At 55.4% G+C, this 23275-nt stretch carries 21 protein-coding genes and 1 pseudogene; 16 read left to right on the plus strand and 6 right to left on the minus strand.

Annotated elements, in window-relative coordinates; all coding sequences use genetic code 11:
- Positions 1-625 precede the first annotated feature (625 nt).
- The 4 genes from AB3175_RS11320 (at position 626) to AB3175_RS11335 (ending at position 5369) form a co-directional block, all read left to right on the plus strand.
- Positions 626-2062 carry a 4-hydroxyphenylacetate 3-hydroxylase N-terminal domain-containing protein gene (locus AB3175_RS11320; protein WP_367361049.1) on the plus strand — a complete coding sequence of 479 codons (1437 nt, stop codon included), beginning with the start codon at positions 626-628 and terminating at the stop codon, positions 2060-2062.
- A 217-nt stretch (positions 2063-2279) separates the two neighbouring features.
- A complete protein-coding gene (locus AB3175_RS11325; RefSeq protein WP_367361050.1) occupies positions 2280-3740 on the plus strand; it encodes an NAD(P)/FAD-dependent oxidoreductase in 1461 nt (486 codons plus the stop codon).
- Between the two features lie 13 nt (positions 3741-3753).
- The gene (locus AB3175_RS11330; RefSeq protein ID WP_367361051.1) at positions 3754-4995 is read left to right on the plus strand and encodes an NAD(P)/FAD-dependent oxidoreductase; all 1242 of its coding nucleotides are present in this window, start codon (positions 3754-3756) and stop codon (positions 4993-4995) included.
- Positions 4992-5369: a DUF1667 domain-containing protein gene (locus AB3175_RS11335; protein ID WP_367361052.1), complete on the plus strand. Its 378-nt coding sequence runs from the start codon at positions 4992-4994 to the stop codon at positions 5367-5369. Before AB3175_RS11330 ends, AB3175_RS11335 begins: the two co-directional genes overlap by 4 nt.
- Positions 5370-5542: 173 nt before the next feature.
- On the opposite strand, the gene AB3175_RS11340 is transcribed toward AB3175_RS11335, so the two are convergent.
- The 4 genes and pseudogenes from AB3175_RS11340 to AB3175_RS11355 form a co-directional block, all read right to left on the minus strand.
- Entirely contained in the window at positions 5543-6448 is a 906-nt protein-coding gene (locus tag AB3175_RS11340) for a DUF3426 domain-containing protein (protein ID WP_367361108.1), read from the minus strand.
- Positions 6449-6478: 30 nt separating this feature from the next.
- Positions 6479-6574: pseudogene (locus AB3175_RS11345) on the minus strand (zinc-ribbon domain-containing protein); the annotation flags it as partial.
- A gap of 35 nt (positions 6575-6609) precedes the next feature.
- Entirely contained in the window at positions 6610-7128 is a 519-nt protein-coding gene (hpt, locus tag AB3175_RS11350; RefSeq protein ID WP_367361053.1) for a hypoxanthine phosphoribosyltransferase, read from the minus strand.
- Between the two features lie 102 nt (positions 7129-7230).
- Entirely contained in the window at positions 7231-7899 is a 669-nt protein-coding gene (locus AB3175_RS11355) for a hypothetical protein (protein ID WP_367361054.1), read from the minus strand.
- A gap of 298 nt (positions 7900-8197) precedes the next feature.
- Here AB3175_RS11355 and AB3175_RS11360 point away from each other — a divergent pair, with 298 nt between their 5' ends.
- The 11 genes from AB3175_RS11360 (at position 8198) to AB3175_RS11410 (ending at position 19969) form a co-directional block, all read left to right on the plus strand.
- Positions 8198-8593 carry a hypothetical protein gene (locus AB3175_RS11360; protein ID WP_367361055.1) on the plus strand — a complete coding sequence of 132 codons (396 nt, stop codon included), beginning with the start codon at positions 8198-8200 and terminating at the stop codon, positions 8591-8593.
- 15 nt (positions 8594-8608) lie between these two features.
- Positions 8609-11101, plus strand: a complete 2493-nt coding sequence (locus AB3175_RS11365; protein WP_367361056.1) for a TIGR03960 family B12-binding radical SAM protein — start codon at positions 8609-8611, stop codon at positions 11099-11101.
- Positions 11102-11227: 126 nt separating this feature from the next.
- Positions 11228-11539 (plus strand): 50S ribosomal protein L21, encoded by a 312-nt coding sequence (gene rplU, locus AB3175_RS11370; RefSeq protein WP_367361109.1) that lies wholly within the window; start codon positions 11228-11230, stop codon positions 11537-11539.
- Between the two features lie 12 nt (positions 11540-11551).
- Positions 11552-11809, plus strand: coding sequence for a 50S ribosomal protein L27 (gene rpmA / locus AB3175_RS11375; RefSeq protein WP_367361057.1), 258 nt, complete (start codon positions 11552-11554; stop codon positions 11807-11809).
- Between the two features lie 228 nt (positions 11810-12037).
- Complete coding sequence (gene obgE / locus AB3175_RS11380) at positions 12038-13066, plus strand: GTPase ObgE (protein ID WP_367361058.1); 1029 nt, start codon at positions 12038-12040, stop codon at positions 13064-13066.
- Positions 13059-14201 (plus strand): glutamate 5-kinase, encoded by a 1143-nt coding sequence (proB, locus tag AB3175_RS11385; protein ID WP_367361110.1) that lies wholly within the window; start codon positions 13059-13061, stop codon positions 14199-14201. The genes obgE and proB overlap by 8 nt, the downstream gene beginning before the upstream one ends.
- A 393-nt stretch (positions 14202-14594) precedes the next feature.
- Entirely contained in the window at positions 14595-15047 is a 453-nt protein-coding gene (locus tag AB3175_RS11390; protein ID WP_367361059.1) for a FecR domain-containing protein, read from the plus strand.
- Positions 15048-15077: 30 nt separating this feature from the next.
- Entirely contained in the window at positions 15078-15707 is a 630-nt protein-coding gene (locus tag AB3175_RS11395; RefSeq protein ID WP_367361060.1) for an OmpA family protein, read from the plus strand.
- A gap of 9 nt (positions 15708-15716) precedes the next feature.
- Entirely contained in the window at positions 15717-17762 is a 2046-nt protein-coding gene (locus tag AB3175_RS11400; protein ID WP_367361061.1) for a CHASE2 domain-containing protein, read from the plus strand.
- A gap of 251 nt (positions 17763-18013) precedes the next feature.
- Positions 18014-18967, plus strand: coding sequence for a hypothetical protein (locus AB3175_RS11405; protein WP_367361062.1), 954 nt, complete (start codon positions 18014-18016; stop codon positions 18965-18967).
- 189 nt (positions 18968-19156) lie between these two features.
- Positions 19157-19969: an amidohydrolase family protein gene (locus AB3175_RS11410; protein WP_367361063.1), complete on the plus strand. Its 813-nt coding sequence runs from the start codon at positions 19157-19159 to the stop codon at positions 19967-19969.
- A gap of 81 nt (positions 19970-20050) precedes the next feature.
- Here AB3175_RS11410 and AB3175_RS11415 read toward each other — a convergent pair whose 3' ends face one another.
- On the minus strand, positions 20051-20587 hold the full coding sequence (locus AB3175_RS11415; RefSeq protein ID WP_367361064.1) for a hypothetical protein: 537 nt from the start codon (positions 20585-20587) through the stop codon (positions 20051-20053).
- A gap of 397 nt (positions 20588-20984) precedes the next feature.
- On the opposite strand from AB3175_RS11415, the gene AB3175_RS11420 reads away from it, so the two are divergent.
- Positions 20985-22127 (plus strand): hypothetical protein, encoded by a 1143-nt coding sequence (locus tag AB3175_RS11420; protein WP_367361065.1) that lies wholly within the window; start codon positions 20985-20987, stop codon positions 22125-22127.
- Positions 22128-22220: 93 nt separating this feature from the next.
- Here AB3175_RS11420 and AB3175_RS11425 read toward each other — a convergent pair whose 3' ends face one another.
- Positions 22221-23219, minus strand: coding sequence for a 3'-5' exoribonuclease YhaM family protein (locus tag AB3175_RS11425; RefSeq protein ID WP_367361066.1), 999 nt, complete (start codon positions 23217-23219; stop codon positions 22221-22223).
- Positions 23220-23275 lie beyond the last annotated feature (56 nt).

A 23275-nucleotide genomic window follows, 5' to 3' on the forward strand; every position in this document is an offset into this window, starting at 1 on the left:
TACCTGCCCGTTTTCCATTCAATTCGGGAATAGAATAATCCAGGGGATCCTGCCTGTCAAAGCAAATAACGACGCTCAGCCGGGGCCCCCTGTTACAGAAGGCGCCGGACCAGGGATTTGCAGAGCGTCCATGCCGGCAGTGCGGCGGTCTGACATGAAAAAACTTGGATGGATCCTTAAATTAAAGCAGAAAAATAAATTGAATATCTGATTAAATATTGAAATATGATTCTTCTGACCATTAAGTACTTATAATCTTTAAGATCTGTATGATAATAATCCTGAACGATGCCTGTGCCCCGGCCATTGTGATGCCTGCGATTTCCATTGAGGCGTCTTGATGGCCATAAAAAATGCTTGACGTGAAAACTGAAAAAGAGATAGAGAGAAAATCAAATTTTAAATTAAAAATTTATTTTCATAAGAAAGCCCTTCAGCAGCCGTTTTTTTTAGAATCATCAAAAATAAAGTGTGTTCAGTCACCGGAATCTTTTCCGGCTGGATCAGCACCGTGGCCGCTGGGAAAAAAAAGGGCCTCAGCAGTTAAACGGAACCTGCCGACCATCGCGATCCCTTCCGTTTGATTATAGTTGACAATATCTGAAGTTTCTAGGAGGAAAGTTTCATGGGTCTTAAGACAAAGGAAGAGTACATTGAATCGCTGCGGGCTCTCAAACCCACGGTCTATATGTTTGGAGAAAAGATCACCAACGTCGTCGACAATCCCCGGATCCGCGCCGGCATCGAAGCCACGGGCGCGACCTATGAGCTGGCCAGCATGCCGGAAAATAAGGATCTTTTCGTTACGATCAGCCCCTTGATCAACGAACCGGTAAGCCGTTTCACCCTGCCGCCGGCCAGCATAACGGATCTCGTAGCGCGGGTGAAGATCAACCGCAAAGTGGCCAATTACGTGGGAACCTGCCATCAGAGGTGCACCGGCCTGGACTGTCTGTCCACCCTGGCCATTGTCACCTATGACATCGACAAGAAATACGGCACCCACTACAATGAAAACTTTTTGGAATTCCTCAAGCACATGCAGAAAAACGACCTCACGGGAAACGCTGGAGTCACCGACGTAAAGGGCGACCGCTCGCTGGCGCCCCACGAGCAGGTGGACAAGGATATGTTTCTCCGCATCGTGGAAAAGAGGGAAGACGGGATCGTGGTCCGGGGTGCCAAGTCCCACCAGACGGGCTCTCTTTCCTCCCATGAAATCATCGTGCTGCCCACCCGTGCCATGGGCAAGAACGACGGAGACTACGCCGTCGCCTTCGCGATTCCCGCCGACAGCCCGGGGCTCATCCATGTGGTCGGCCGCTCCAGCCTCGACAAGAGAGAGCTTGACGGCTATGACTGCGGAAACATGTATTATTCCAAGTACTGCCCCACCCTGATCTTCAACGATGTTTTCGTTCCCTGGAACCGTGTTTTTATGTGCGGCGAAACGGAATTCGCAGTGGACATGGTGGTCAAGTTTTCCTCGTTCCACCGCCAGAGCCACGGTGGCTGCAAATCCGGAAAGATCGACTGCATGACCGGCGCCGCCCTCACCATGATGGACTACAACGGCACCGCAAAGTTGAGCCATCTCAAACAGAAGGTCATCGATATGATCCACAGGGCGGAGACGCTGTACGGCTGCTGCCTGGCATCGTCTTATGAAGGAAAACAGCAGCCATCGGGAAACTACTTCATTGATACAGTCCTGGCCAACGCCTCCAAGATCCATGAGGGTAAAGAGATGGCCGAGGCAACGAGGCTCATGATAGACATCGCCGGTGGTTTCGTTGCAGATCTTCCCTCCGACAGGGATTTCGAGAATCCGGAAATCGGTGGGCTCCTGAAGAAATATCTCAAGGGCGTTGACAGTGTCCCCGTGGAAAATCGCATCAGGATGTTCCGCCTGGTGGAAAAGATGGCCCTGGAAAGCGCCGACACCATCTCCGACATCCATGGCGGCGGATCTGCCGAAGCGCATCGGGTGACCATTTTCCGTGAGACAGACACCGAAAGCAAGAAGAAGGCCGCGAAGCGGTTAGCTGGAATTAAAGACTGATTACTTCTCCATCACTGAAGGCAAGGAAGGCCGGTTCTGCAGCTCACGGATGTGAAAAGCGGCCGGCCTTCTTTTTTTGATTTTATCCTCTTGTCCTCGTTGAAAGACTGAACGTTTTCTGATATGAGCTTCGCGTACGTTTCGGATCAGACGTATCTGGCCGGGATGTATAAAAATCCTTGAAAGCAACAACTCTCAGAGGAACATTCGAATTGACATGACCAATTTCTACGATGTGATCGTCATCGGCGCAGGGGTGGTGGGCAATGCCATCGCCCGGGAACTTTCCCGATTCGATATCAAGACGGCAGTGCTTGAACAAGAGCTTGATGTAGGAGGCGGGACCAGTTCCCGGAACAGCGGCGTGGTCCACTCCGGCATCCACTACAAACCCGGCACGCTTCGGGCGGAGCTCGATGTCCGGGGCAATGCCATGATGGGAGCCCTCTGCAAAGACCTCAAAGTCAAGATCCAGTATATCGGAAAACTCACGGTGGCTCAGGAGCAGGCGGATATAAAAACGCTCCATTCCCTCAAGGAGCAGGGAGAGGCCAACGGCGTTCCCGGTCTGTCCATTCTGAACAGGGAACAGATGGAGAAGCTGCAGCCAGGCATCGGAGGCATCATGGCCCTCCATTCTCCGAGCACAGGCATCATCTGTCCCTACGGCCTCACCATCGCCCTGGCTGAAAACGCTTACACCAACGGGGTTTCCTATCATCTCGGACAGCAGGTGACGGCGATCAGCAGGACGGCAGAAGGATTTGACATCTCCACCCGCCAAGGAGAACGCTTCAGGAGCAGGGTCCTGATCAATTCCGCCGGCCTCTACTCCGATGCGATCTGCCGGATGCTGGGAATCGACGAATACAGGATCTACCCCTGCCGCGGGGAATACCTCATCCTGGACAAGCGGCTGGCCGGATCCCTGTCGCTGCTTGTCTATCCGGCTCCCCACAAGGGAGGCGCCGGACTCGGCATCCACCTGACGAACACCGTGGACGGCAATATCCTCATCGGTCCCAGCAACGAATACGTCGATGAAGCGGACGATTACGCCTCTACGGCGGAGATCATGAACCTCCTCAAGAAAGAGGGGCACGAACTCCTGCCAGGGATTTCAGCAGCGGATTTCATCCGCAATTTCTCCGGCTTGAGGGCCAAGCAGGCCCCGCCCAGCGAAGGTGGGTTCCGGGACTTTGTCATCGAGAGCCGCAAAGACATCCCCGGTTTCATCAATCTCGTGGGCATCGAAAGTCCCGGCCTGACCTCCGCGCCGGCCATCGGCCTGATGGTCCGGAATCTGGTGGAGGAACTTCTGCCCCTTCCGCTGAAGGACTCCTTTATTGCCGAACGGGAGGGCCGGGCAGGATTCTTTTTCGAGCTGTCCCCGGAAGAAAAGGCGGATCTCGTAGCCCAGGACCCCGATTACGGGGAGGTCGTCTGCCGCTGCGAACAGATCACCCGCAAAGAGGTCCTGGACGCCATCCAGAACCCCCTGGGCGTCCGCACGATCAACGGGCTGAAATACCGCTCCCGGGCCATGATGGGCCGCTGCCAGGGCGGGTTCTGCCTGCCCAGGATCGTTGCGATCCTGGAAAAGGAATTCGGGTACAGGCCCGAAGACTATTTATTACAGCACGCTGCTTCCCCGCTTTTTGCCGGTCGAGTGCGATAGGAAAGACAAGACGATGCAAACTCTAAAACGCGATCTGGTGGTTATCGGAGGAGGACCGGCCGGTTTGTCGGCGGCGGTGTCCGCCCGTCAGAACGGCTGCGACAATGTCCTCCTTCTCGAAAGGGACCGAATCCTCGGAGGGATCCTCAATCAGTGCATCCATGACGGATTTGGACTGCACCGCTTCGGCGAAGCACTCACCGGGCCGGAATACGCCCAGCGCTACATCGACGAATACGAAAAGATGAAGGGCGAAGTGATGCTGGGAACCATTGTCCTCAACATGGACGCCGAGCGGAACCTTTTCGTCAGCTCCCGGAACGGCTTCACAAAGATTGACGCCCGGGCGGTGATCCTGGCCATGGGCTGCCGGGAACGCACAGCCGGGGCGATTTCCCTTCCCGGCACGCGCCCCTCGGGGATCTACACGGCGGGAGCGGCCCAGAACTTCATCAACCTGCAGAATATCATGGTCGGTAAGCGGGTGGTCATCATGGGCTCAGGGGATATCGGCCTGATCATGGCCCGCCGGATGACCCTGGAAGGGGCCAGGGTGGAGGGCGTCTTCGAGCTTCTCCCCTACTCCAGCGGGTTGCCCCGCAACATTCAGCAGTGCCTGAACGACTATGGGATTCCCCTTCACCTCGCCACATCCGTCGTCCAGATTCATGGGAAAGAGCGCTTGACGGGGGTGACCGTGGCCCGCATGGACGGAAGTTTCAAACCGATTCCGGGAACGGAGTGGTTCGTCCCCTGCGACACCCTGCTGCTTTCGGTGGGCCTCATTCCGGAAAACGAGCTTTCCCGGAACGCCTCCATTGCCATCGAGCCGCGGACCAGCGGCGCTTCCGTGGACGATACCCTGATGACCAGCATTCCCGGCGTTTTCTCCTGCGGAAATGTTCTTCATGTCCATGACCTGGCGGACTGGGTTTCGGAGGAGTCCGCCCTGGCCGGGCAGTTTGCCGTTCAATACCTCAACGGGGAGATTTCCCCGCCCCAAAAATCCATTCCGATTCTGGCCGGAGAAGGGGTTCGCTATGTCCTCCCGCAGAGCGTCAGCGGCCGGCGGGACGTGACCCTTTCCCTCCGGGTGGCATCTCCCTCCCGGAATCGCGTCGTCAAGGTAAACGATGGCGAAAGGCTGGTGGCAAACAAGAAAATGCTGAGGCTTCACCCTGCGGAAATGATCCACATCAAGGTCAAGGCGGAGAAGATTTCCGAAGCCGGCAGACTGGAGGTGTCCGTGGCATGATCAAAAAAGAACTGACCTGCGTCCTGTGCCCGAACGGCTGCCCGCTGGAGATTACCCTGGAGGACGGGCCGACGCCCGTGATCAAGGAGGTTGTCGGCTATCACTGCAAGAGGGGTCCGGAATGGGCGGAGCAGGAACTCATCAACCCCATGAGAACCATTGCCAGCAGTATCCTGGTGGAAGGCGGAGACTTTCCCCTGGTCAGCGTTCGAACCGATTCCGCCATCCCGCTGGCCAGCATCGCCAAGGTCATGGAGGCCATCAAGGCAGTCCGTTTAAAGGCGCCGGTGCGTATCGGAGACATCCTCATTTCAAAACCGGCGGATACATCCTGCAACATCATCGCCACCCGCCATGTGCGGACCGCTTCATAGTTCCAGTCCCGCCTCGTAGGAACTAACGGGCGGGGTGATGGCGGCGCAGACCTGCGAACGCAGCGGGGCAGATGGCGCAACCCGGTTGGCGTGCGTTCCGGGACGAACAAAAAACGGGGGCCAATGACTGAAATCCGTCACCGGCCCCCGCTCTTACAGGCTCAACAACTGTCTTATTTCGGCAGCTTCTCTCCTCCCACGGTTGAAACCCTCGCCGTCGCTACCCCCGGGGGTTCATGGGGGAAGATGATCATGAAGGGAATCTGCCCCTTCGGCTCCACCCGGATATTCTGGGAGTCACTGCCCATCGGAAGGTCCAGCTCCTTCTGCAGGGCTTCCTCGGACAAGGCCGCCAATTCATCATCGCTGAGCAGATTGCCGCTGTATGCCAGCCGCTCCGTGATGATCACTCCGTTGCCGTCATAAAGCTCTCCCTTGACCTGTATCCGCGTGACCGGGTAGCTCGATGCATTCAGCGCCACCCCCTCTATGACCCGCAGCTGACCCGCCGTCACGTTGTCGACGAACCGCTGCCGGACATTTTGAAGCTTGATCTGATTCAAATGAAATTCAGCCGGGCTCGTCTCCGTTCCCACCAGGTTTCCGAGGGCGGGAACCATTGAGGACAGGTTGGAGATCAGACGCTCGCTCATTCCCGGGGAAAGCCACACATACACGCCCCCAAAAAGAAGATTGATGAAAATGATCAGGACAATGATCCGCCAGGGTCTCCAGAAACCCCGTTTGACCGGCGGCGTCGCCACAGGGCCCTCCGTCTCCAGCTCCACCTGCTCGAATTCCTTGTATCCTGTAACTTCCGATTTCAGGATCTCCTGAACGTCTTCCGCCTCCACGACCCCTTGCTGGCCGCTCTCTTTTTCGATCGTGACGAGGGCCTCCGGCTGATGATGTTCCTCAAAGGTTTTCTTCGTCTCTTCGATCTTGGCCAGAATGGTATCAAGCTCTTCCTTGTTCGCGCTGATTTCGAGGGTTTTGTCAAAATCGGCGGGGCCCGTGTCCGCTTCGGGAGGCGCGGCGCCGGTCTCCGTCAAGGCGGCAGGTTCTTCACTGCGCGTCATCCTGACAGGATTCTCCTGAAAAAAGACCTCCTGGCAACGGCTGCAGCGGACCCACACACCGTCACCCTCCATCAGAGACTCATCAAAGCGGAACCGGGTAGAACATTTAATACACTGGATAATCATAGTTATTCCCCTTCAAGGATTCCGGATTAAAGACCTTACAGTTCGTCAACACGATACACATCCGGCAGAAATCGACCTTTTTCGTTGAAATCGAGGCCATATCCTATTACAAAGGCATCGTCCACAGTAAATCCGACATAGTCAGCCTCAAAAGGAACCTTGCGCCGCCCCCGCTTATCGAGAAATGCACAAACCTTCAGGGAGCGGGGATTCCGTTCCAGGAACCAGTCCACGAGAAATTTCAAGGTCAGTCCCGTATCCACAATATCCTCGACAATCAGGATATCCCTCCCCTTGATGGAGGTTTCAATATCCTTCGTCATGACCACCTTGCCGGAACTCGACGCCCCTGAACCATAGCTGGCCAGCCTTGCAAAATCAACCCGGCAGGGAATGCGCAGCGCCCGGATCAGGTCGGCCATAAAAATAAAAGCCCCCTTGAGAACGCCGACAACAATGAGTTCGCTGTTGGCGTAATCCCGTGATATCTGTTCGCCCAGTTCCCCGACGCGCCGGTCAATGGCATCCTTCGAGATCAGGATCTGTTTATTCATGGTTTCCATAATTACAATAGAGCTCTCAAGCAAAAATCATATCACTCAGGAATCAGCCCACTCCTTTTTATTCTGTCCGCAGGAAGACGGCGCAACGGAATGTCAGCGCGAGGCGGAATAAGCCTCGACGAAGGCATCGATGTGTCCTTGAAGAATCTTCTCGGCGGCCAGAAGTTCGTCCCTGCCTGTAAAACGGGAGGAAAGGCTCAGAAGGATGGAATCGAAGCGTGACGTTTTGCATCCCAGGGCTTCATAATCTATGCGATCAATCCTGTACTCGGATCCGTCAAAAAAATACTTTCCCAGCCGGTTCACCGCCGGATCGCTGTACGGCCAGGCCAGCTTCAGCTCGAAAAACTCCCGAACGATCTTCCGCAGGGGTTCCGATTTCATTTTTTCCGGGTGGGGCGTCTCCAGGAGACGGTCACCGACCATGCGGAAGTAGGATTTTACAAGATCGATATCCGTCACGCACAGTCCGTAGAGATACCAGTCGTCCAGGACGAAAATCAGCGCCAGTTTTTCCTCTTTCGTCAGATACGTGTAACTGGGGCAGAAATGGCCGTCACAGAGCTCCCGGCCGTAGAATGAAACGCCCCGAAGATCCACGCCGCCGTTCTGAAGGGGGTGAAGAAGGCAACCGACCCGCTTCTCTCCGGGATCGAGAAAACCAAGGTATTCACAGCAGTAAATCACCTCATAGCGGCGGGCCTGGTCTTCCGAGCTGCGGACCAGGTTCGAATAGTGTTCCAGATCGCCCGGACTTTTCACGATCTCGGGAAAAAGCGCGGTTCGCCAGCGCAACCGGCAAATCAACGATTCTCGGCCGCTTTCGGCATAATTGTACAATCCGCAGCAGGCGCCGCAGGACTTGCAGGAATCCGGCTGACAAAGATGAACAAAGGTGTTGTCTGGGTTCGAATTTTCGGCTTCCATGGATGAAAAGGGACTATAAGAGGAATGGATTTGCAGGTCAAGCATAAAGATGATAAGGAGTCAGCTCTCGAAAAGAACGGAAAAGATGAATTCCAGTATTTTCGAAACAGGAAACGTAAGGACACCATCAACCATGAAACGACAAATTGAAGAAATCAACCTGCCCAACGGACTGACCATGCACATCTGGGATGCCTCGCGGGTCATTGCGGCTGATACGACGAGCGTCATCCTGATCGTGACGATCCAGATGGAGCTGAAGGCGGACTATTTTCTGGAATCGGACCATTACAGACTGACGACCTCCGTCTTCGGAAAGGAAATGCCGTACGAATACAGAAAGGAACGGACCTTCGTCAAGACGCGGGACGCCGGGACCGTATTCCAGGAGCTCCTGGAAACCTTCAAGGCCGATGCCCTGTCCTATCTCTCCCGGGCCACCTTTCCGGAACAGTTCGCCCGTTCAAAACACAGGGAAATTCTCAATAATCCCTATCGGTACCGGGAATACCTTGAAAAGGGAATCTGAAGGGAGCATCGAGAATTGTCAATAAACCAGGAAGAGCTTCTTGCCTTGGTTTCCAAACCGAGCCGTTATCTCGGGGGAGAAGTCAATTCCATCCGAAAGGATCCGGGCTCCTGCTCCGTCCGCATCGCGCTGGCCTTTCCCGACACTTACGAGGTCGGCATGTCCCATCTGGGCCTTCAGATTCTCTACGCAATCCTAAACGGTTACCCCGATGTGGCCGCCGAACGATGCTACGCCCCCTGGCCGGACATGGAAAAAGTGCTGCGCACCCACGGGCTTGCGCTGACGACGCTGGAATCCCGAACGCCCCTGTCGGCGTTCGATCTGGTCGGATTCTCACTTCAATATGAATTGTCCTATACCAATGTCCTCAATATGCTGGAGCTCGGCGGCATTCCCCTGCGGTGTTCCGAGCGCTCTCAGGACGCCCCCCTCGTTATCGCCGGCGGACCCTGCACATTCAATCCCGCCCCGATGGCACCTTTCATTGACGCTTTCGTGATCGGCGAAGGCGAGGAGGTGATCTCCGAAATCGCCGCAGCCCTGAGACAGGCAAAGGCCGGGAAATATGACCGGAACCGACGGCTGGAGCAGCTCGCGTCCATTCCCGGCATTTATGTTCCCACGCATGTTTCAGGCCGGAGGATCCGCAAACGGATCGTGTCCGATCTCGATTCATGGCGGATGCCGTCAGCTCCCGTGGTCCCTTTGATGAAAACCATTCATGACCGCATCACCCTGGAAATCGCCAGGGGATGCACCAGGGGATGCCGGTTCTGCCAGGCCGGAATGGTCTGGAGGCCCGTCCGGGAGAGGAATCTGCACACCCTGGAGATTTCAGCAGAGGAGCAGCTCGCCTCCACGGGCTATGACGAACTGTCCCTTCTTTCTCTCAGCTCCGGCGATTACAGCAGGATCGAGGATCTGCTGATCCGGCTCATGAACCGGTATTACGACCGCCGGATTGCCCTGTCCCTCCCCTCTCTCCGATCGGAAACCCTCACGCGGACGCTCATCGAAGGCATCCGCAAGGTGCGCAAGACGAGTTTCACCCTGGCTCCGGAGGCGGGAACCCAGCGCCTGCGGAACGTTATCAACAAGGGCAATACGGAAGAGGACCTCCTGGCCACGACGGCCCAGGTTTTTGACGCCGGCTGGAAGGCTGTGAAGCTGTATTTCATGATCGGCCTCCCGTCTGAACGGGAAGAGGATCTGGACGGCATCGTCGAACTGGGGCACAGGGTCCTGAGGCAGGCCCGGAACCGGGGGCAGGTTACCCTGAGCCTTTCGACCTTCATTCCCAAGCCTCACACACCCTTTCAATGGCACCGACAGATCGGGATGGACGAAATTGCGGAGAGGCAGCAGTATGTGAGAAAAGCCGTCCGCAGCCGCAGCATCAGCGTCAAGCTCCACGACCGCCGGATGAGCCTGCTTGAGGGGCTCTTCTCCCGGGGGGACCAGTCCCTGGGAAATCTCATCGAAAGGGTGTTTCGTCTCGGCGGGCGGTTTGACGGCTGGAGCGATCAACTGCAGTTCGATCTCTGGGAGCAGGCCATGGAGGACCTGGACATCTCGGCGGACGCCTATCTCAGGGAGCGCACCTTCGACGAGGCCCTGCCGTGGGATTCCATAGACTGCGGCGTGAGCAGGGATTTTCTGCTCCAGGAACTCCAGAATTCCCTTTCCGGCACGTTGACGGAGGACTGCCGGAACGGGGCCTGCCGCCAATGCGGCGTCTGCGATTTCAAGGAATTCCGGATCGAAAAGGCGCACACCGAACAGCAGAAGCCTTGTGAAGCCGCTACCGGCCGGCCCGGCCAGGAACCGGAGCCGCATGTTCCGGCCTCATGCCTCCGGATGATTTTCCGGAAACTGGGAAGGGCCAGGCTGCTGTCCCACCTGGAAATCACGGAAGCCCTGATCCGGGCCATCAAAAAAACGGGTTCGACCTTTGTCTTTACCGAAGGCTTCCATCCTCATCCGAAGATTTCTTTTGCCTTTGCCACGGCCGTCGGCATGGAAAGCGAAGGGGAGTATGCCGATATTCATCTTCGGAACCTCTCTTCAGGGCCGGGGGACCTTGCCGGAGCGATCAATTCCGGTCTTCCCGAAGGGCTGGAAGTGGTGGAAATGACTGAAATCCTTCCGGGGACCCCGTCCCTTTCAGACACCATTCGCGGGTTCGTCTACGAAATCACCGTACCGGAACGCCTGGCGGCTGACGTTCCATGGCCCCGGGTGGAGCAGAAAGCGGCTGAATTCCGGGAGGCATCCTCCTTTTCGATCCTTCGAGAAAAAAAGGGCCGGAAGATCGTCCGTGACATCCGTCCCCTGGTGGAGGCTCTTGAACTTTCAAAAGAATGCGGAACGCTGAGACTCCGGCTGCTCTTCGGATCGGAGGGGGGGGTCAAGCCGGGCGAAATTCTCACCGAGGTGCTCGAATTCGAGCGAGACATCGTACCGCTGATGGAGCTCCGAAAGCTGGAAACCTTGTTTTCCCCGTAATGGGATGGAAATCATCCGGCGTTTCCGGAAATTTTCACTGGCCCCTCAACAAAAGGATTGACAAATACGGCAATATTTTTATAATCATCAATTCAAATTTTAACTGATAAGAAGGATGACATGGATATGTATGCAGTTATCAGGACAGGCGGGAAACAACACAGGGTTTCAGAAGGAGAATTGCTGACCGTTGAAAAGCTCGATGGCGGCAAAGGAGATAGCGTGGTCTTCGACTGTGTGCTGATGGTAGCAAGGGAAGGAGAGGTCCGGGTGGGAACGCCTGTTGTGGAAGGCGCGAAAGTTGTCGGTGAAATCGTCTCCCAGACCAAAGGTCCGAAGATTTATGTTTTCAAGAGGAAAAGGCGAAAGGGCTTCCATAAGAAAACGGGGCATCGCCAGCAACTGACACAGATGAGAATCAAGGAAATTTCGGTTTAAGCGGAGGGCGTCATGGCACACAAGAAAGGACAGGGAAGTTCCCGGAACGGCAGAGACAGCAATTCCCAGAGGCGCGGGGTCAAGGTGTACGGCGGCCAGAGCATTCATGCAGGGTCCATCATCATTCGTCAGCTGGGGACCAAAATTCATCCCGGCAACAACGTCGGCATGGGCAAGGATTACACCCTCTATTCTCTGATCGATGGCGTGGTGAAATTTGAACGGTACGACAAGAAAAGAAAGAAAGTCAGTGTTTACGAAGCAGCCTGAAAGCCCGTTGTTGTGCTGGAGGGTCCCGAGCGTTTCCGGAATCCGGAATGCAGGTTGCCGTAAAGGTTTGAGATAGTCTGTCAGCAGGAATAGATAACGGGCTGGTTGCCGCGCAAAGAAGATGAAGGCACTGTTTCAGTGCCTTTTTATTTTCGGGAGCTGCCCCGGCAGCCTGAAGCCGTTCGCATCGCTCCAGGGCACGTTCAGGCAGAAAAGCCAGAATTCCTCATGAAATTCATTGATGAAGCAAAGATCTACGTAAGGGCCGGAGACGGAGGCAGGGGCTGCATCAGCTTCCGCAGAGAGAAGTACGTTCCCTTCGGTGGCCCAAACGGCGGCGACGGCGGAAAGGGAGGCGACGTGGTTCTGCTGGCCTCCGCAAGCCACAATACCCTGCTGAGCCTGAAATACAACCAGCACCACGTGGCCAAAAGCGGAGGCCATGGCGAAGGAAGCAACCGGACGGGTCGGAGCGCTCCCGATCTCATCGTTCCCGTTCCGGTCGGCACACTGGTGATGGATGTCGAATCCGGAGAGGTGCTGGCCGATCTCGTCCAGGAGGGCCAGAGGTATGTCGTCGCTCACGGAGGCATCGGCGGACGCGGTAATGCCCGGTTCGCCACCGCGACCAATCGGGCCCCCCGGTTTGCCCAGCCTGGAATCCCCGGCGAAGAGCGTTGGATCCAACTGGAGCTCAAGCTGCTTGCCGATGTGGGAATCATCGGGTTGCCCAATGTCGGGAAATCCACCTTCATCTCCAGAGTATCCGCAGCCCGCCCGAAAATCGCCGATTATCCTTTTACCACACTGACACCTCATCTCGGCGTCGTCCGCTTCGGCGACGATTTTCAAACCTTCGTCCTGGCAGATATCCCCGGTCTTATCGAGGGGGCGCACGAGGGAGTTGGCATGGGAATCCAGTTCCTCCGCCATATCGAGAGAACGTCCCTGCTGCTTCACATCCTTGACATTTCACGGGAGGAATCCGACGGCGGCTGGCGCGATTTTGAAGTCATCAATTCCGAGTTGGCCTCCTACAGCGCCAGCCTGATCCTGAAACCCCAGATTGTAGCCATCAACAAGACGGATCTGCCGGCCACCCGACAGAAACTGGACGATACCCTTATGATCTTTGCGGAACATGGCATCGCTGTTTATCCTTTCTCCGCCGCGACCGGCGACGGCATCCCCGCCCTGCTGAACAAGATCGGAGAAGCTCTTGGAAATATTAGAAAACAGGCAGAAGAACATGAATGAGAACAGGGAAGATGTGCTGAAAAATGTAAAAAGAGTCCTGATCAAAATAGGCAGCGCCGTACTCACAGGGGCTGACGGCCTGGACCTGGAGATCATCCAGCATCTTGTGGATCAGATTGCCGCCCTGACCCGGAAGGGTTTTCAGGTCGTCCTGGTCACATCGGGAGCCATTGCCTCCGGAAAACATCGCCTCGGCATAACCGCGGCGTTGAGGAGCATCCCCCAGAAGCAGGCGGCGGCCGCCATCGGGCAGGGCCGATTGATGCGTGTTTACTCCAACGACTTCGGGAAGCACGGCCTTTATGTCGCGCAGATCCTCCTCACCATGAGCGATCTGACCGATCGCCGGCGCTTCCTCAACGTGCGCAACACACTTTCCACGCTGATGGAATGGGGCGTCATCGCCATCATCAATGAAAACGACACGGTGGCCATCGACGAGATCAAGTTCGGCGACAACGACAACCTTGCCGCCATGATCGCCAACATCATCGAAGCCCAGATGCTGATCAATTTGACCAGCACGCCCGGGCTCTATGACCGCAATCCGGCTGAATTCAAGGACGCCCGCCTCATTCCCCTTGTCCGGGAAATCACTGAGGACATCGAGACGGCCGCCTCAGAGGAGGGAACCTCCGTCGGAACGGGAGGGATGAAAAGCAAGGTCATGGCAGCCAAAAAGGTGACAGCCTTCGGGATCCCCTGCATCATTGCCCCGGGCAAAGAGAAGGACGTCCTGTCGCGGATCTTTGACGGAGACGAAGTGGGCACCCTCTTTCTGCCAATGAAGGAGCACCTCAACAGCAGGAAATACTGGATCGCCTTCACCCTGAGATCCCGGGGCATCCTGAGCATCGACAACGGTGCACGCATTGCGATCCTGGAAGAAGGGAAAAGCCTGCTCCCTTCAGGAATCGTCAGTGTGGAAGGAGACTTTGTCGTGGGAGATCCGGTCACCTGTGTCGACAGGGACGGTATTCCCCTGGCGAAGGGCCTGGTCAATTACAGCGCCGGCGATATCCGGAAGATCATGGGACTCAGAACGTCAAGAATCGAACAGGTTCTCGGACACAAGGACTATGACGAAGTCATTCACCGTGACAACCTGGCAGTGACGCGGCGGAGCCGCAAATAGGAAAAAGGGCCCGGCGCAGGCAACGCTAGGAGTCTGCCCTGCTGGGCCTTTCCTCCCGCAAGATTGCCCCCCCTTCATGATGCCGATTCAGCCGGGAGGACCGGCTTTTTTGATGGCTAAAAGGCCGCCCAGGTTTCCAAAGCCTCAAGAAACACTCCCTGCCCCGACACATCCAGGAGCAATCCCCGCTGCCTCCGCTGCGGCAGGACATGGAATCTGGGCCAGGTCCCCCTTCCCCTTCATCAATCCCCAACACCCGCTGGAAAGAAATCGACCTCCTCCGAAGCCGTCGCCGTCTCTGATCAGGGTTCAATTTATGCATCTTATGCGCACACCATAGCATGGTGCGCTTCAGGGACCTTTAGAAATTGACGATAAAAAACGGAGGCTTGTATGAACAGAACGGTATCTCTGCGGGTTTTGTTTGCGGTTTTTCTAATGCTTTCTTTTACATGGACCGTCAATGCTTCAGATGAAGCTTCCGGCAGCCTGCGAAAGTGCAAAGGTGAGGTTATCATCGAACGGAACGGGACCGTTGTCACGGCCCTGGAAGGCGCTCCCGTCTACTCCAGGGATACCGTCCGGACAGGGGCGGATGGTTCCGTGGGCATCATTTTCAAGGATCATTCACGAATAAGCCTTGGGCCGAATTCCCGCCTGGAACTGAAGGAGTTTGTCTTCAAGCCGGCCCTCAGACAATTTTCCATGGTCAACCGACTGGCCAAAGGCGTCGCCTCCTTTGTCTCCGGAAAAATGACCAAGCTCTCCCCGGAGGCTGTCGTCCTTGAGACTCCCCAGTCTGTTATCGGCGTCCGCGGCACCACATACAACATTAAAGTCGATTAAGACCAGGATCCCCCATTACCGTTTTTCGCCATGAACACAGCATGCAGGAAAATCAGGGGATCTCTTTTCGTTCTCCTGGCCTTGACGTTTCTATCCGGCTGCGCAACTCCACGGGAGACCATTGTCCTGCTTCAGGATGCCGATGGCGGGGTTGGTTCAATAACTGTTGCCGCAAAAGGCGGAACCAGGATACTGAACATTCCAAATGCCGCGCTGGAAGTCACCGGATCCGGGGAGCGCCTGTCGGACCCGAAAGGAATGGACCCGGGCCAAATTGATCTGCTTTTCGGCAGTTCCATGAAGGCCCTTCCCTCAGAGCCGATGACGTTTGTGTTCTATTTTCTGCATGACACAACAGAGCTGACGGCCAGGTCAAAGAGCCAAATCCCCGGACTCCTGTCCGTCATCCGCGATAGGGATGCCAAGAGGATGTTCTATGAAATAAGCATTATCGGCCACACGGATGCCACCGGGGACGACGAGACCAATATGAGACTGTCCTACGCCCGCGCCGAGATGGTCCGGGATGTGCTCCTCTCCCACGGCATTCGCTCCGAATCGATGGAGCTCAGGTACCACGGGGCGTGGGACCCCGCCGTTCAAACAGGGAAAAATATAAGAGAACCGCTTAACCGCAGAGTTGAAGTTGTTGTAAAATAGCCCGTCATCATGCGCGCACTGCAACGATTATCCGCCCGCCTCCACGGGATCTGGAAGATCAGGAAGGACACCCTGATTATTTTCTGCGGGATTCTTTTGACCTGCGCCGTCGCTTCTCTCTATGTTTTCCAGCCCCTTGTGCTGTCTTCCATCGAACTTAAGCTCTATGACACCCTGCTCAAACTGCGCTCCGCAGGAAATCCTTCAGGCCACATCGTTATTGTCGATATCGATGAAAAAAGCCTCGCCCAGTATGGTCAATGGCCCTGGCCGCGATACAGGATCTCCCAGCTGCTGGAAAAACTGCGCGAAATGGGCGCAGCAAGTGTCGGCGTCGATATCCTGTTTACAGAACCGGACCGAAGCTCTCTGCAGAATATCCAGAGGGAGATTCGATCAGACTTCCACTGCGCCATCAGCCTCTCGGGGATACCCCCTCACTATCTCGACAATGATGCGCTGCTTGCGGGAACCCTGAAAGAAGGTCCTTTTGTTCTGGGGTACCAGTTTGTATTCGGGGACCGCATCGAAAAAAGAACCCGTCTTCATCCGGTTGATCTGCTGTTCAAGAGGGAGCAAGGGGTGTCTGATTCCGAAAACGGCCTTTTCAAGCCGTCCTCTGTCGACGGTCTGTTCCAGCCGCTTTCCGAGGCGACACCGGCTTCGGGCTTTATCAACATAAAGCCCGATCACGACGGAATTATTCGCAGAGTCCCCCTCATCATGGAATATGAAGGCCGATTCTATCCACAGCTCTCCCTAGCGGTGCTTCTGTCTGTCGCCGGGATGGACCAGCTCGTTTTGAGCGTTGGTCAGGCAGGGGCGGAAAGCCTCTCGCTGGGAGGCCTCGAGATCCCCCTGGAAGACAAGGGATCGTTCCTGATCCCCTTTCGCGGCCCACGGGGTACATACCGCCACCTGTCGGCTGCGGACATTCTCAACGGCACCATCGGAAACAGGGAGATTGATGGGCGCATCGTGTTTGTCGGAGCGACAGCCCCCGGCTTGTTTGATATCCGTGCGACGCCGACCGACCCTTCCATGGCCGGTGTGGAGGTGCATGCCAACATCATCGACTCCATCCTACAGGGCGACTTCCTTCTGCGGCCGAAGGCTGCTGTCTTTTATGAGTTTATCGCCCTCCTTTTTTTCGGACTGCTTTCAGCTCTTCTCTTTGCCCACTGCAAGGCTGTTGTCAATCTGACGTTTCTGCTGCTCTCCGCGCTGACGGCGGTCTTCCTTCCCGTCTACCTCTTCCGGAAGGGGATCTATATCTCCCCCCTCTACCCCGCACTGGCCTATGCTTCAAACTTTTCCCTGTTATCCTTTCTGGACTTCTGGCACGGAGAGCGGCTCCTGAAGGAAAAGGCCCGGCTGCAGCTGGCAACGCAGGATGCCATGCTTGAGACGATTGCCAATATCACCGAAACGCGGGACTCGGAAACAGGCGGCCACATCAGAAGAACACGCAGCTATGTGAAGGCTCTGGCTGAGCACATCCGGAATAAGCATGCCTATTCAGAAACGGTGAATGACGCCTATATCGAACAACTCTTCCAGTCGGCGCCGCTCCATGACCTCGGTAAGGTCGGAGTGCCGGACCACATCCTGCTCAAACCCGATAAGCTTACGGCCGAAGAAACAGAGGAGATCAAAAAGCATACCGTATACGGCAAACGCGTCATCGACGACGCGCAGGCCAAACTCGGAGACAGTTCCTTCCTGAATCTGGCGGGTGAAATGGCTTTATACCACCATGAATACTGGGACGGCAGGGGATACCCGACCGGGCTCAAAGGCGAGGAGATCCCCCTGTCAGGCAGAATCATGGCGATAGCGGATGTATACGACGCCCTCATATCGGACCGTCCATACAAAAAGGGATTTCCTCACGAAAAGGCCGTTGAGATCATTCTGGCCGGGCGGGGCTCGCAATTCGACCCCGGGCTCACTGACGCTTTCGGAGAGATCCACGGAACATTCAAATCCATAGCAGAACAGTTTGCCGATGCCGGCATTCATGAATCACTCCGATCGAAAACCCCGAGGGAATAAATCCAGCTTCTTCTGCCGTTTCGCTTGCGGCGTTCCCTTCTTTTTATGGATACTTATTATCCAGGCTGTGCATTTCGTACCCAGTCCAACGCCCACGAAAAAGCCGTACCACCGACTCGGAATCGCCACAAGGCGTTGATATTGTGAATCCATGGGCCATTCAGAAAGATTGGCACATCCTTTGATTTATACCTGTTGTACACTTCAAAAAACGTTCAAAAAACACATCACGCTCAGAAAAGGGACAAGCCATGAAAAAATTTCTACGGATCGGATTAGCCGCTGTGTTGTTTCTGCTCACCCAGGGTTGCTATGTCGGTTTCGAACAGCCTCCAACGGATTACTACGGAGAGCCCTCAAGTTATGAACCGCCTCCCATTGCATTATCGGCCCCTCCGGATGTCATCGTGATGCCTTACACAAATGATGTCTACGCGGTTCCGGACATTGATGTAGACCTGTTTTTCTGGAACGGATGGTGGTGGCGCCCATGGAATGGCCGCTGGTATCGGTCGGAAAACTACAAACAGGGCTGGAGACCCTACAACTCCGTACCTGGTTTCTATTCCGGAGTGGATCCGGGCTGGCGGAAAAATTATCGAGACCGCAACTGGCAGGGGTATCGATGGAACTGTGAGAGGATTCCAAGCGCACGCCTCCAGCATAACTGGAGAACCTGGCAGGGCAATAAATACTGGGAGAAGGAAAAGAGCTGGGGGCTAGAGCGTCACCATCCTCAAACGAAAGAGCAGAGGGGGCAGCAAAGTGTTCCCTGGCAGCCCCGTGACCCGGGGAAGCTGCCTGACGTTGAGAAGCGCAAGCCTGAAAAGGCTGAAAGGTTCATTCCTCCCGCTGTCCAGCGGACCGAGCCGCCCCCCAGGGACAAAGTCCAGAAGCCGGCTTCCCATAAAGGATTCCAGCAGCAAGGCGCGGAGCAGCCGGGAAAGCATCTTCAAGGAACAGTGAAAAATCCTAAGCGGTACGAACCCGCCGGGCAGAAGAACACCCAACCGCCAAGACAGCAGGTACAGAAACAGGCGCAGAAAAAGGTAAAGGGGCCGTCACTAAGACAGGGAGAAGACGCACGGCCATCGGGTCAACCATCTCCAGGGGCCTCGTCATGGCGCGCTGCGTCAACACCGGGGGAGGCACCGCAACGATCGGAGGGTGGGCCCGACAGGCGGCCCGCCAATGCAGGCAGATGAAGGGTACAGGATCCAGCGAAACCATTTTCTTCCGGCCGGCCATCCCGTCAGGCCCTGGCCGGCTCTTTTAACGAAAGCGGTTCATTCCTTCAAAGCGGCGGGAGAAAAACGGCAGGCCTGCCGTTCTGTCAATGGAAGCGATCCGATTTTGCACTTGAAAAGAAACGTGTAATCCCTTATGGGATGACCATGAAGAAGATTGATTTTCATACCCATATTTATCCGGATCATGCGGCGGCCAGGACGGTTGCCGCAATCCGTTCACGGGCAGGTGTTGACGCCTACACCGACGGGACGCTGGCGGGATTGAAAAAATCGATGAAGGCCGCCGGGATCGACCTTTCCGTTGTGTCGGCTGTGGCCACAAAACCGGAACAGGTCCCTTCGATTCAAAGCTGGCTGACGGCCATCCGGCAGCCGGGGATTGAAGCCCTGGCCACGGTGCACCCAGCCGCCCCCCCCGATTCAGAACAGCTGGAAATGCTGATGAACGAGGGGTTCCGGGGGTTCAAACTTCATCCGGATTATCAGGATTTTTTCGTCGACGATCCCCGGGTGTATCCTCTTTATGAAGCGGCTGCGGCAAAAGGAATGTTTGTTCTTTTCCACGCAGGGGTGGATCGAGGGCTGCCCCATCCGGTTCATGCGACACCGAAGCGGCTGGCCGCGGTCCATTCGGACATTCCCGAACTCTGCATGGTTGTGGCGCATCTCGGCGGGGAAGGGGCTTACGAAGAGGCGGAAACCCATCTGTTGGGCCGGAATCTTTACATGGATACGGCCTTCGTACTGCGCAAGACCCCCATGCCGCTCCTGGAGCGCATTCTCAAGGGGCATCCGCCGGACCGGCTGCTGTTTGCATCGGACAGCCCCTGGACGGATCAGGGAGAGGAGCTTCAATTTTTACTTCAGCTTCCCTTCCTCACAGAGACGGATAAGGAAAAAATCTGTTTTTCCAATGCGGCCCATCTGCTGGGATTGGGAAGAGGCGGAAACTTCTGAACAATGGCCCGGCGGGGGCACCCCGACGAGGGTCCAGCAGCCCCTCTGCCGATGCCGTAACCCCAAGAATCTTTTCCGGCACTACTCTGGAATCCAGTGCCCTTCACTGAAAAAGCGGATATTCCATGCGCCTCCCGAAATCCATTGGGCGCCGCAGATCTGGCATCTGATTTCGTTGATGCGGTCGCTATCCGTTATGATTCTCTGAGGGGGACGGAAATGTTCAAAAAGGTCGGGATTGACATCCTGGTCTTCATAATAATCCCTGGATAGTTCGCATATTTCATGGCCGTTGGTACAGGTGATGATCTGTCCTTTGCCTGCGATCTTCCTCGTACCCGGCAGTTCGTCTTCTTCCCCGGAAAGATTCTGATATTCGGGAATCGCTTCCGCAGCCATAGACCAGGCTACCGGTTCTGCAATGGAGTTCTCTCCCTCCAGCGGTTCATAGGGAAGGAAGGTTGTCTCTACAAGCGGCGGCGTGTCCAGTCGGGCCTCGAGTTGACCATTGACAAAGGCGATCTTGATGCGCAGATCATACCAGACGTCCTCTTCGCACTGCTCTTGAAGAAACCGGGTAAAGGACTGGGTGAAAATTCCTAATTCGTTAATAAGCATAAGGGATCCTGAAATTATAATGTTTTGATATTCCTGCACGGACAAAAGACATTCAAGCCGGAGAGCTGAATATCAGTTCCTGGAGCAAAAAGCAATGGTTCTTCAGACGTTAAACCGCCGACAGGATTCCGTTCCGCAATGCCTGTCATGGCCATGGAGGGCAGGACGGAACAGAGGGGAGCCCACAGGCAACACACAGGCATCTCTTTGTTTTGAATCATCCTTTAAATGACTTTTGCTTTTTCTTTAGGTATAATGTTTCAAAATGCTCCCGGTTTTAGTGTTTATGTTACATTTCCACGCGCGGAAAGCAGGATCTTTTCATGGTGAATTGCTCAGCGGGAAGTTCGAGGGATGTTAACCACAAGAAAAATGTTTGCGAAGGGAGAAGAGCCGTATGAATGCATTGTCCAAAGAAGAATTGAAAACATTGATGCAGAGGCGGAATGATTGGTGCGTATCCATGTTTATGCCGACCTACAGGTCCGGTGTGGAGAGCCAGCAGAATTCAATTCGTTTGCGCAATATCGTTCGCCGTGCGGAAGAAACACTGACAAATTCGAGTTTGCGGACGCTGGAGGTCAAGGAACTTCTCGAACCGGTTCAGGAACTGGTCAACAATGTCTTGTTCTGGCGAAATCAGAGTGATGGTCTGGCCATCTTTCTTTCCAAGGATGAATTCCATTATTTCTGCCTGCCCGTTTCTTTTGACGAAATTCTTGTCATCACGGACCGGTTTCATCTGAAGCCGCTCATGCCGCTTTTGCACGGGGACGAACGATTTTATGTTCTCGCTTTAAGCCAGAATGAAATCACCCTCTTTGAAGGGACGTCCCAGGCCGTTAAAGAGGTGAACGTCGAAACGATGCCGAAGAGCCTTGCCGAAGCCCTGCAGACGGACAATCCCGAACGACAGGTCAAATTCCGGTCGGGAAGGGGAGTCGGGCAAGGGGGAATGATGTCCGGCCATGGCGCCGACATCGAAGATGTGAAAGGCAACCTGTTACAGTACTTCCAGCGCGTCGACAAGGGGCTTCATGACCTCCTCAAAGAGAACAATGTCCCCCTGGTTCTCGCCGGGGTGGAATATCAGTTCCCCATTTACCGGGAAGCCAACAGCTATCCCTTCCTCATGGAAGGGGGCATTTCCGGCAACCCCAAGGGGTTAAGCCCGGAGCAGCTGCACCGTGATGCGTACGACATTGTCACCCCCCATTTTCAGAAAGCTGTGAACGAGGCCCTCTCGCAGTACAACCAATCCATGGGAACGGGCCTGACATCGGATAATGTCCAGGAAATCATCCCTGCAGCCTATCATGGGCGGGTGGGGATCCTGTTTGTTGTCCAGGGATATGAATACTGGGGGACTTACAATCCCGCAAATGACACGATTTCCCTGGATGAAAAGCAGGAGCCTGGAAATGAGGATCTTGCGGATTTTGCCGCCATCCAGACATTTTTGAACGGTGGCATGGTCTTTGTTGTGGAGCCGGGCCTTCTGCCCGCCGGGGCGCGCATGGCCGCCGTGTTCCGCTATTAGGAGAGCCACTCGGATTCCCCGTGGAGGATGGGCTTCTTCTGCGGGGAATTTTCCTTCCAGGCCGGGTTGATAGCCGAGATCAGTACAGTGGCCCTATAGCTCCTCCGGCATCGGGGCCTCTTCCACCCTTCCCTCCTCCACTCTTCCCCGGTAAAGATACCGTTCCAGGAATCGGTGATAGGGGGTCCATCCCGTTTCTTCGTCCCGGAAGTCGTTCAGATATTCCTGGAAGGCGTTGACCTTGGCATCCAGGTCGTCCACGTAATGGACCATCAGGGCCTCCAGGGTTTTCGGGCGCTTGGGGGAGCCGTATTCCAGTATGCCATGGTGACTCAGAATGAGGTGACGGAGTTCCATGGCCAGGGAATCGGGAAAATCGGGGATCCCGGCAATCTTCTGGTCGATCATCTCCACGCCGATGATGATGTGCCCGATAAGCCGCCCTTCAGCGCTGTACTCAACCAGGCGGTCATAGGAAAATTCCTTGATCTTGCCGATGTCGTGGAGGATGCCTCCAGCCAGCACAAGATCCCTGTTCACGCCTGGATAGTGGGAGGCGACCTGGTCCAGCAGCCGGGTTACGGAAAGGGTGTGCTCCAGCAGCCCCCCCAGGTAAATATGATGGAATCCTTTGGCCGCCGGAGCCCGCTTGAAACGCTCGGCGGTTTCCCGGTCATCGAAAAAGGCTTTGAGCAGCTTCTTCAGCGGCGGGTTTTCGATCCGGTTAACATAGGTTTGCAGCTCGCCGAACATCGCTTTGACGTTCCCCCGGGTGGTGGGCAGGTAATCATTGAGAAGAATATCGGAATCATCAAGGGCCGTCAGGGAGTGGATTGAAAGCTGAAGGGAGTTTTTGAAACTCACCGCCCTTGCGTTGACCTGGATGACATCCCCCTTCCGGAATTGCTTGTCCATTTCCTGTGCGTTGTCCCATATTTTGCCATCGACCTGCCCCGTCTTGTCTTTAAGGCGAAGGTTGAGGTAGGGAGAACCCTTCTGGGAAAAGGCCATGTTCTTCTCCGCCACGAGGAAAGAGTCCATCACCTTTTCACCCGGCTGTATATCCTTGATGTATACGGTTTTAACTTTCAATAGGTCCCCCATTACACTTTTCATTGGAAATTTAAAAGGCGGCATGATCGGATCGC

It is taken from the genome of Syntrophus sp. (in: bacteria) (assembly GCF_040768185.1).
Lineage (GTDB): Bacteria > Desulfobacterota > Syntrophia > Syntrophales > Syntrophaceae > Syntrophus > Syntrophus buswellii.

Coding starts and splice junctions, on each gene's coding strand:
- AB3175_RS11320 (WP_367361049.1), top strand. CDS start 626: ATGGGTCTTAAGACAAAGGAAGAGTACATTGAATCGCTGCGGGCTCTC.
- AB3175_RS11325 (WP_367361050.1), top strand. CDS start 2,280: ATGACCAATTTCTACGATGTGATCGTCATCGGCGCAGGGGTGGTGGGC.
- AB3175_RS11330 (WP_367361051.1), top strand. CDS start 3,754: ATGCAAACTCTAAAACGCGATCTGGTGGTTATCGGAGGAGGACCGGCC.
- AB3175_RS11335 (WP_367361052.1), top strand. CDS start 4,992: ATGATCAAAAAAGAACTGACCTGCGTCCTGTGCCCGAACGGCTGCCCG.
- AB3175_RS11340 (WP_367361108.1), bottom strand. CDS start 6,448: ATGACGCGCAGTGAAGAACCTGCCGCCTTGACGGAGACCGGCGCCGCG.
- hpt (WP_367361053.1), bottom strand. CDS start 7,128: ATGAATAAACAGATCCTGATCTCGAAGGATGCCATTGACCGGCGCGTC.
- AB3175_RS11360 (WP_367361055.1), top strand. CDS start 8,198: ATGAAACGACAAATTGAAGAAATCAACCTGCCCAACGGACTGACCATG.
- rplU (WP_367361109.1), top strand. CDS start 11,228: ATGTATGCAGTTATCAGGACAGGCGGGAAACAACACAGGGTTTCAGAA.
- rpmA (WP_367361057.1), top strand. CDS start 11,552: ATGGCACACAAGAAAGGACAGGGAAGTTCCCGGAACGGCAGAGACAGC.
- obgE (WP_367361058.1), top strand. CDS start 12,038: ATGAAATTCATTGATGAAGCAAAGATCTACGTAAGGGCCGGAGACGGA.
- proB (WP_367361110.1), top strand. CDS start 13,059: ATGAATGAGAACAGGGAAGATGTGCTGAAAAATGTAAAAAGAGTCCTG.
- AB3175_RS11390 (WP_367361059.1), top strand. CDS start 14,595: ATGAACAGAACGGTATCTCTGCGGGTTTTGTTTGCGGTTTTTCTAATG.
- AB3175_RS11395 (WP_367361060.1), top strand. CDS start 15,078: ATGAACACAGCATGCAGGAAAATCAGGGGATCTCTTTTCGTTCTCCTG.
- AB3175_RS11400 (WP_367361061.1), top strand. CDS start 15,717: ATGCGCGCACTGCAACGATTATCCGCCCGCCTCCACGGGATCTGGAAG.
- AB3175_RS11405 (WP_367361062.1), top strand. CDS start 18,014: ATGAAAAAATTTCTACGGATCGGATTAGCCGCTGTGTTGTTTCTGCTC.
- AB3175_RS11410 (WP_367361063.1), top strand. CDS start 19,157: ATGAAGAAGATTGATTTTCATACCCATATTTATCCGGATCATGCGGCG.
- AB3175_RS11415 (WP_367361064.1), bottom strand. CDS start 20,587: ATGCTTATTAACGAATTAGGAATTTTCACCCAGTCCTTTACCCGGTTT.
- AB3175_RS11420 (WP_367361065.1), top strand. CDS start 20,985: ATGAATGCATTGTCCAAAGAAGAATTGAAAACATTGATGCAGAGGCGG.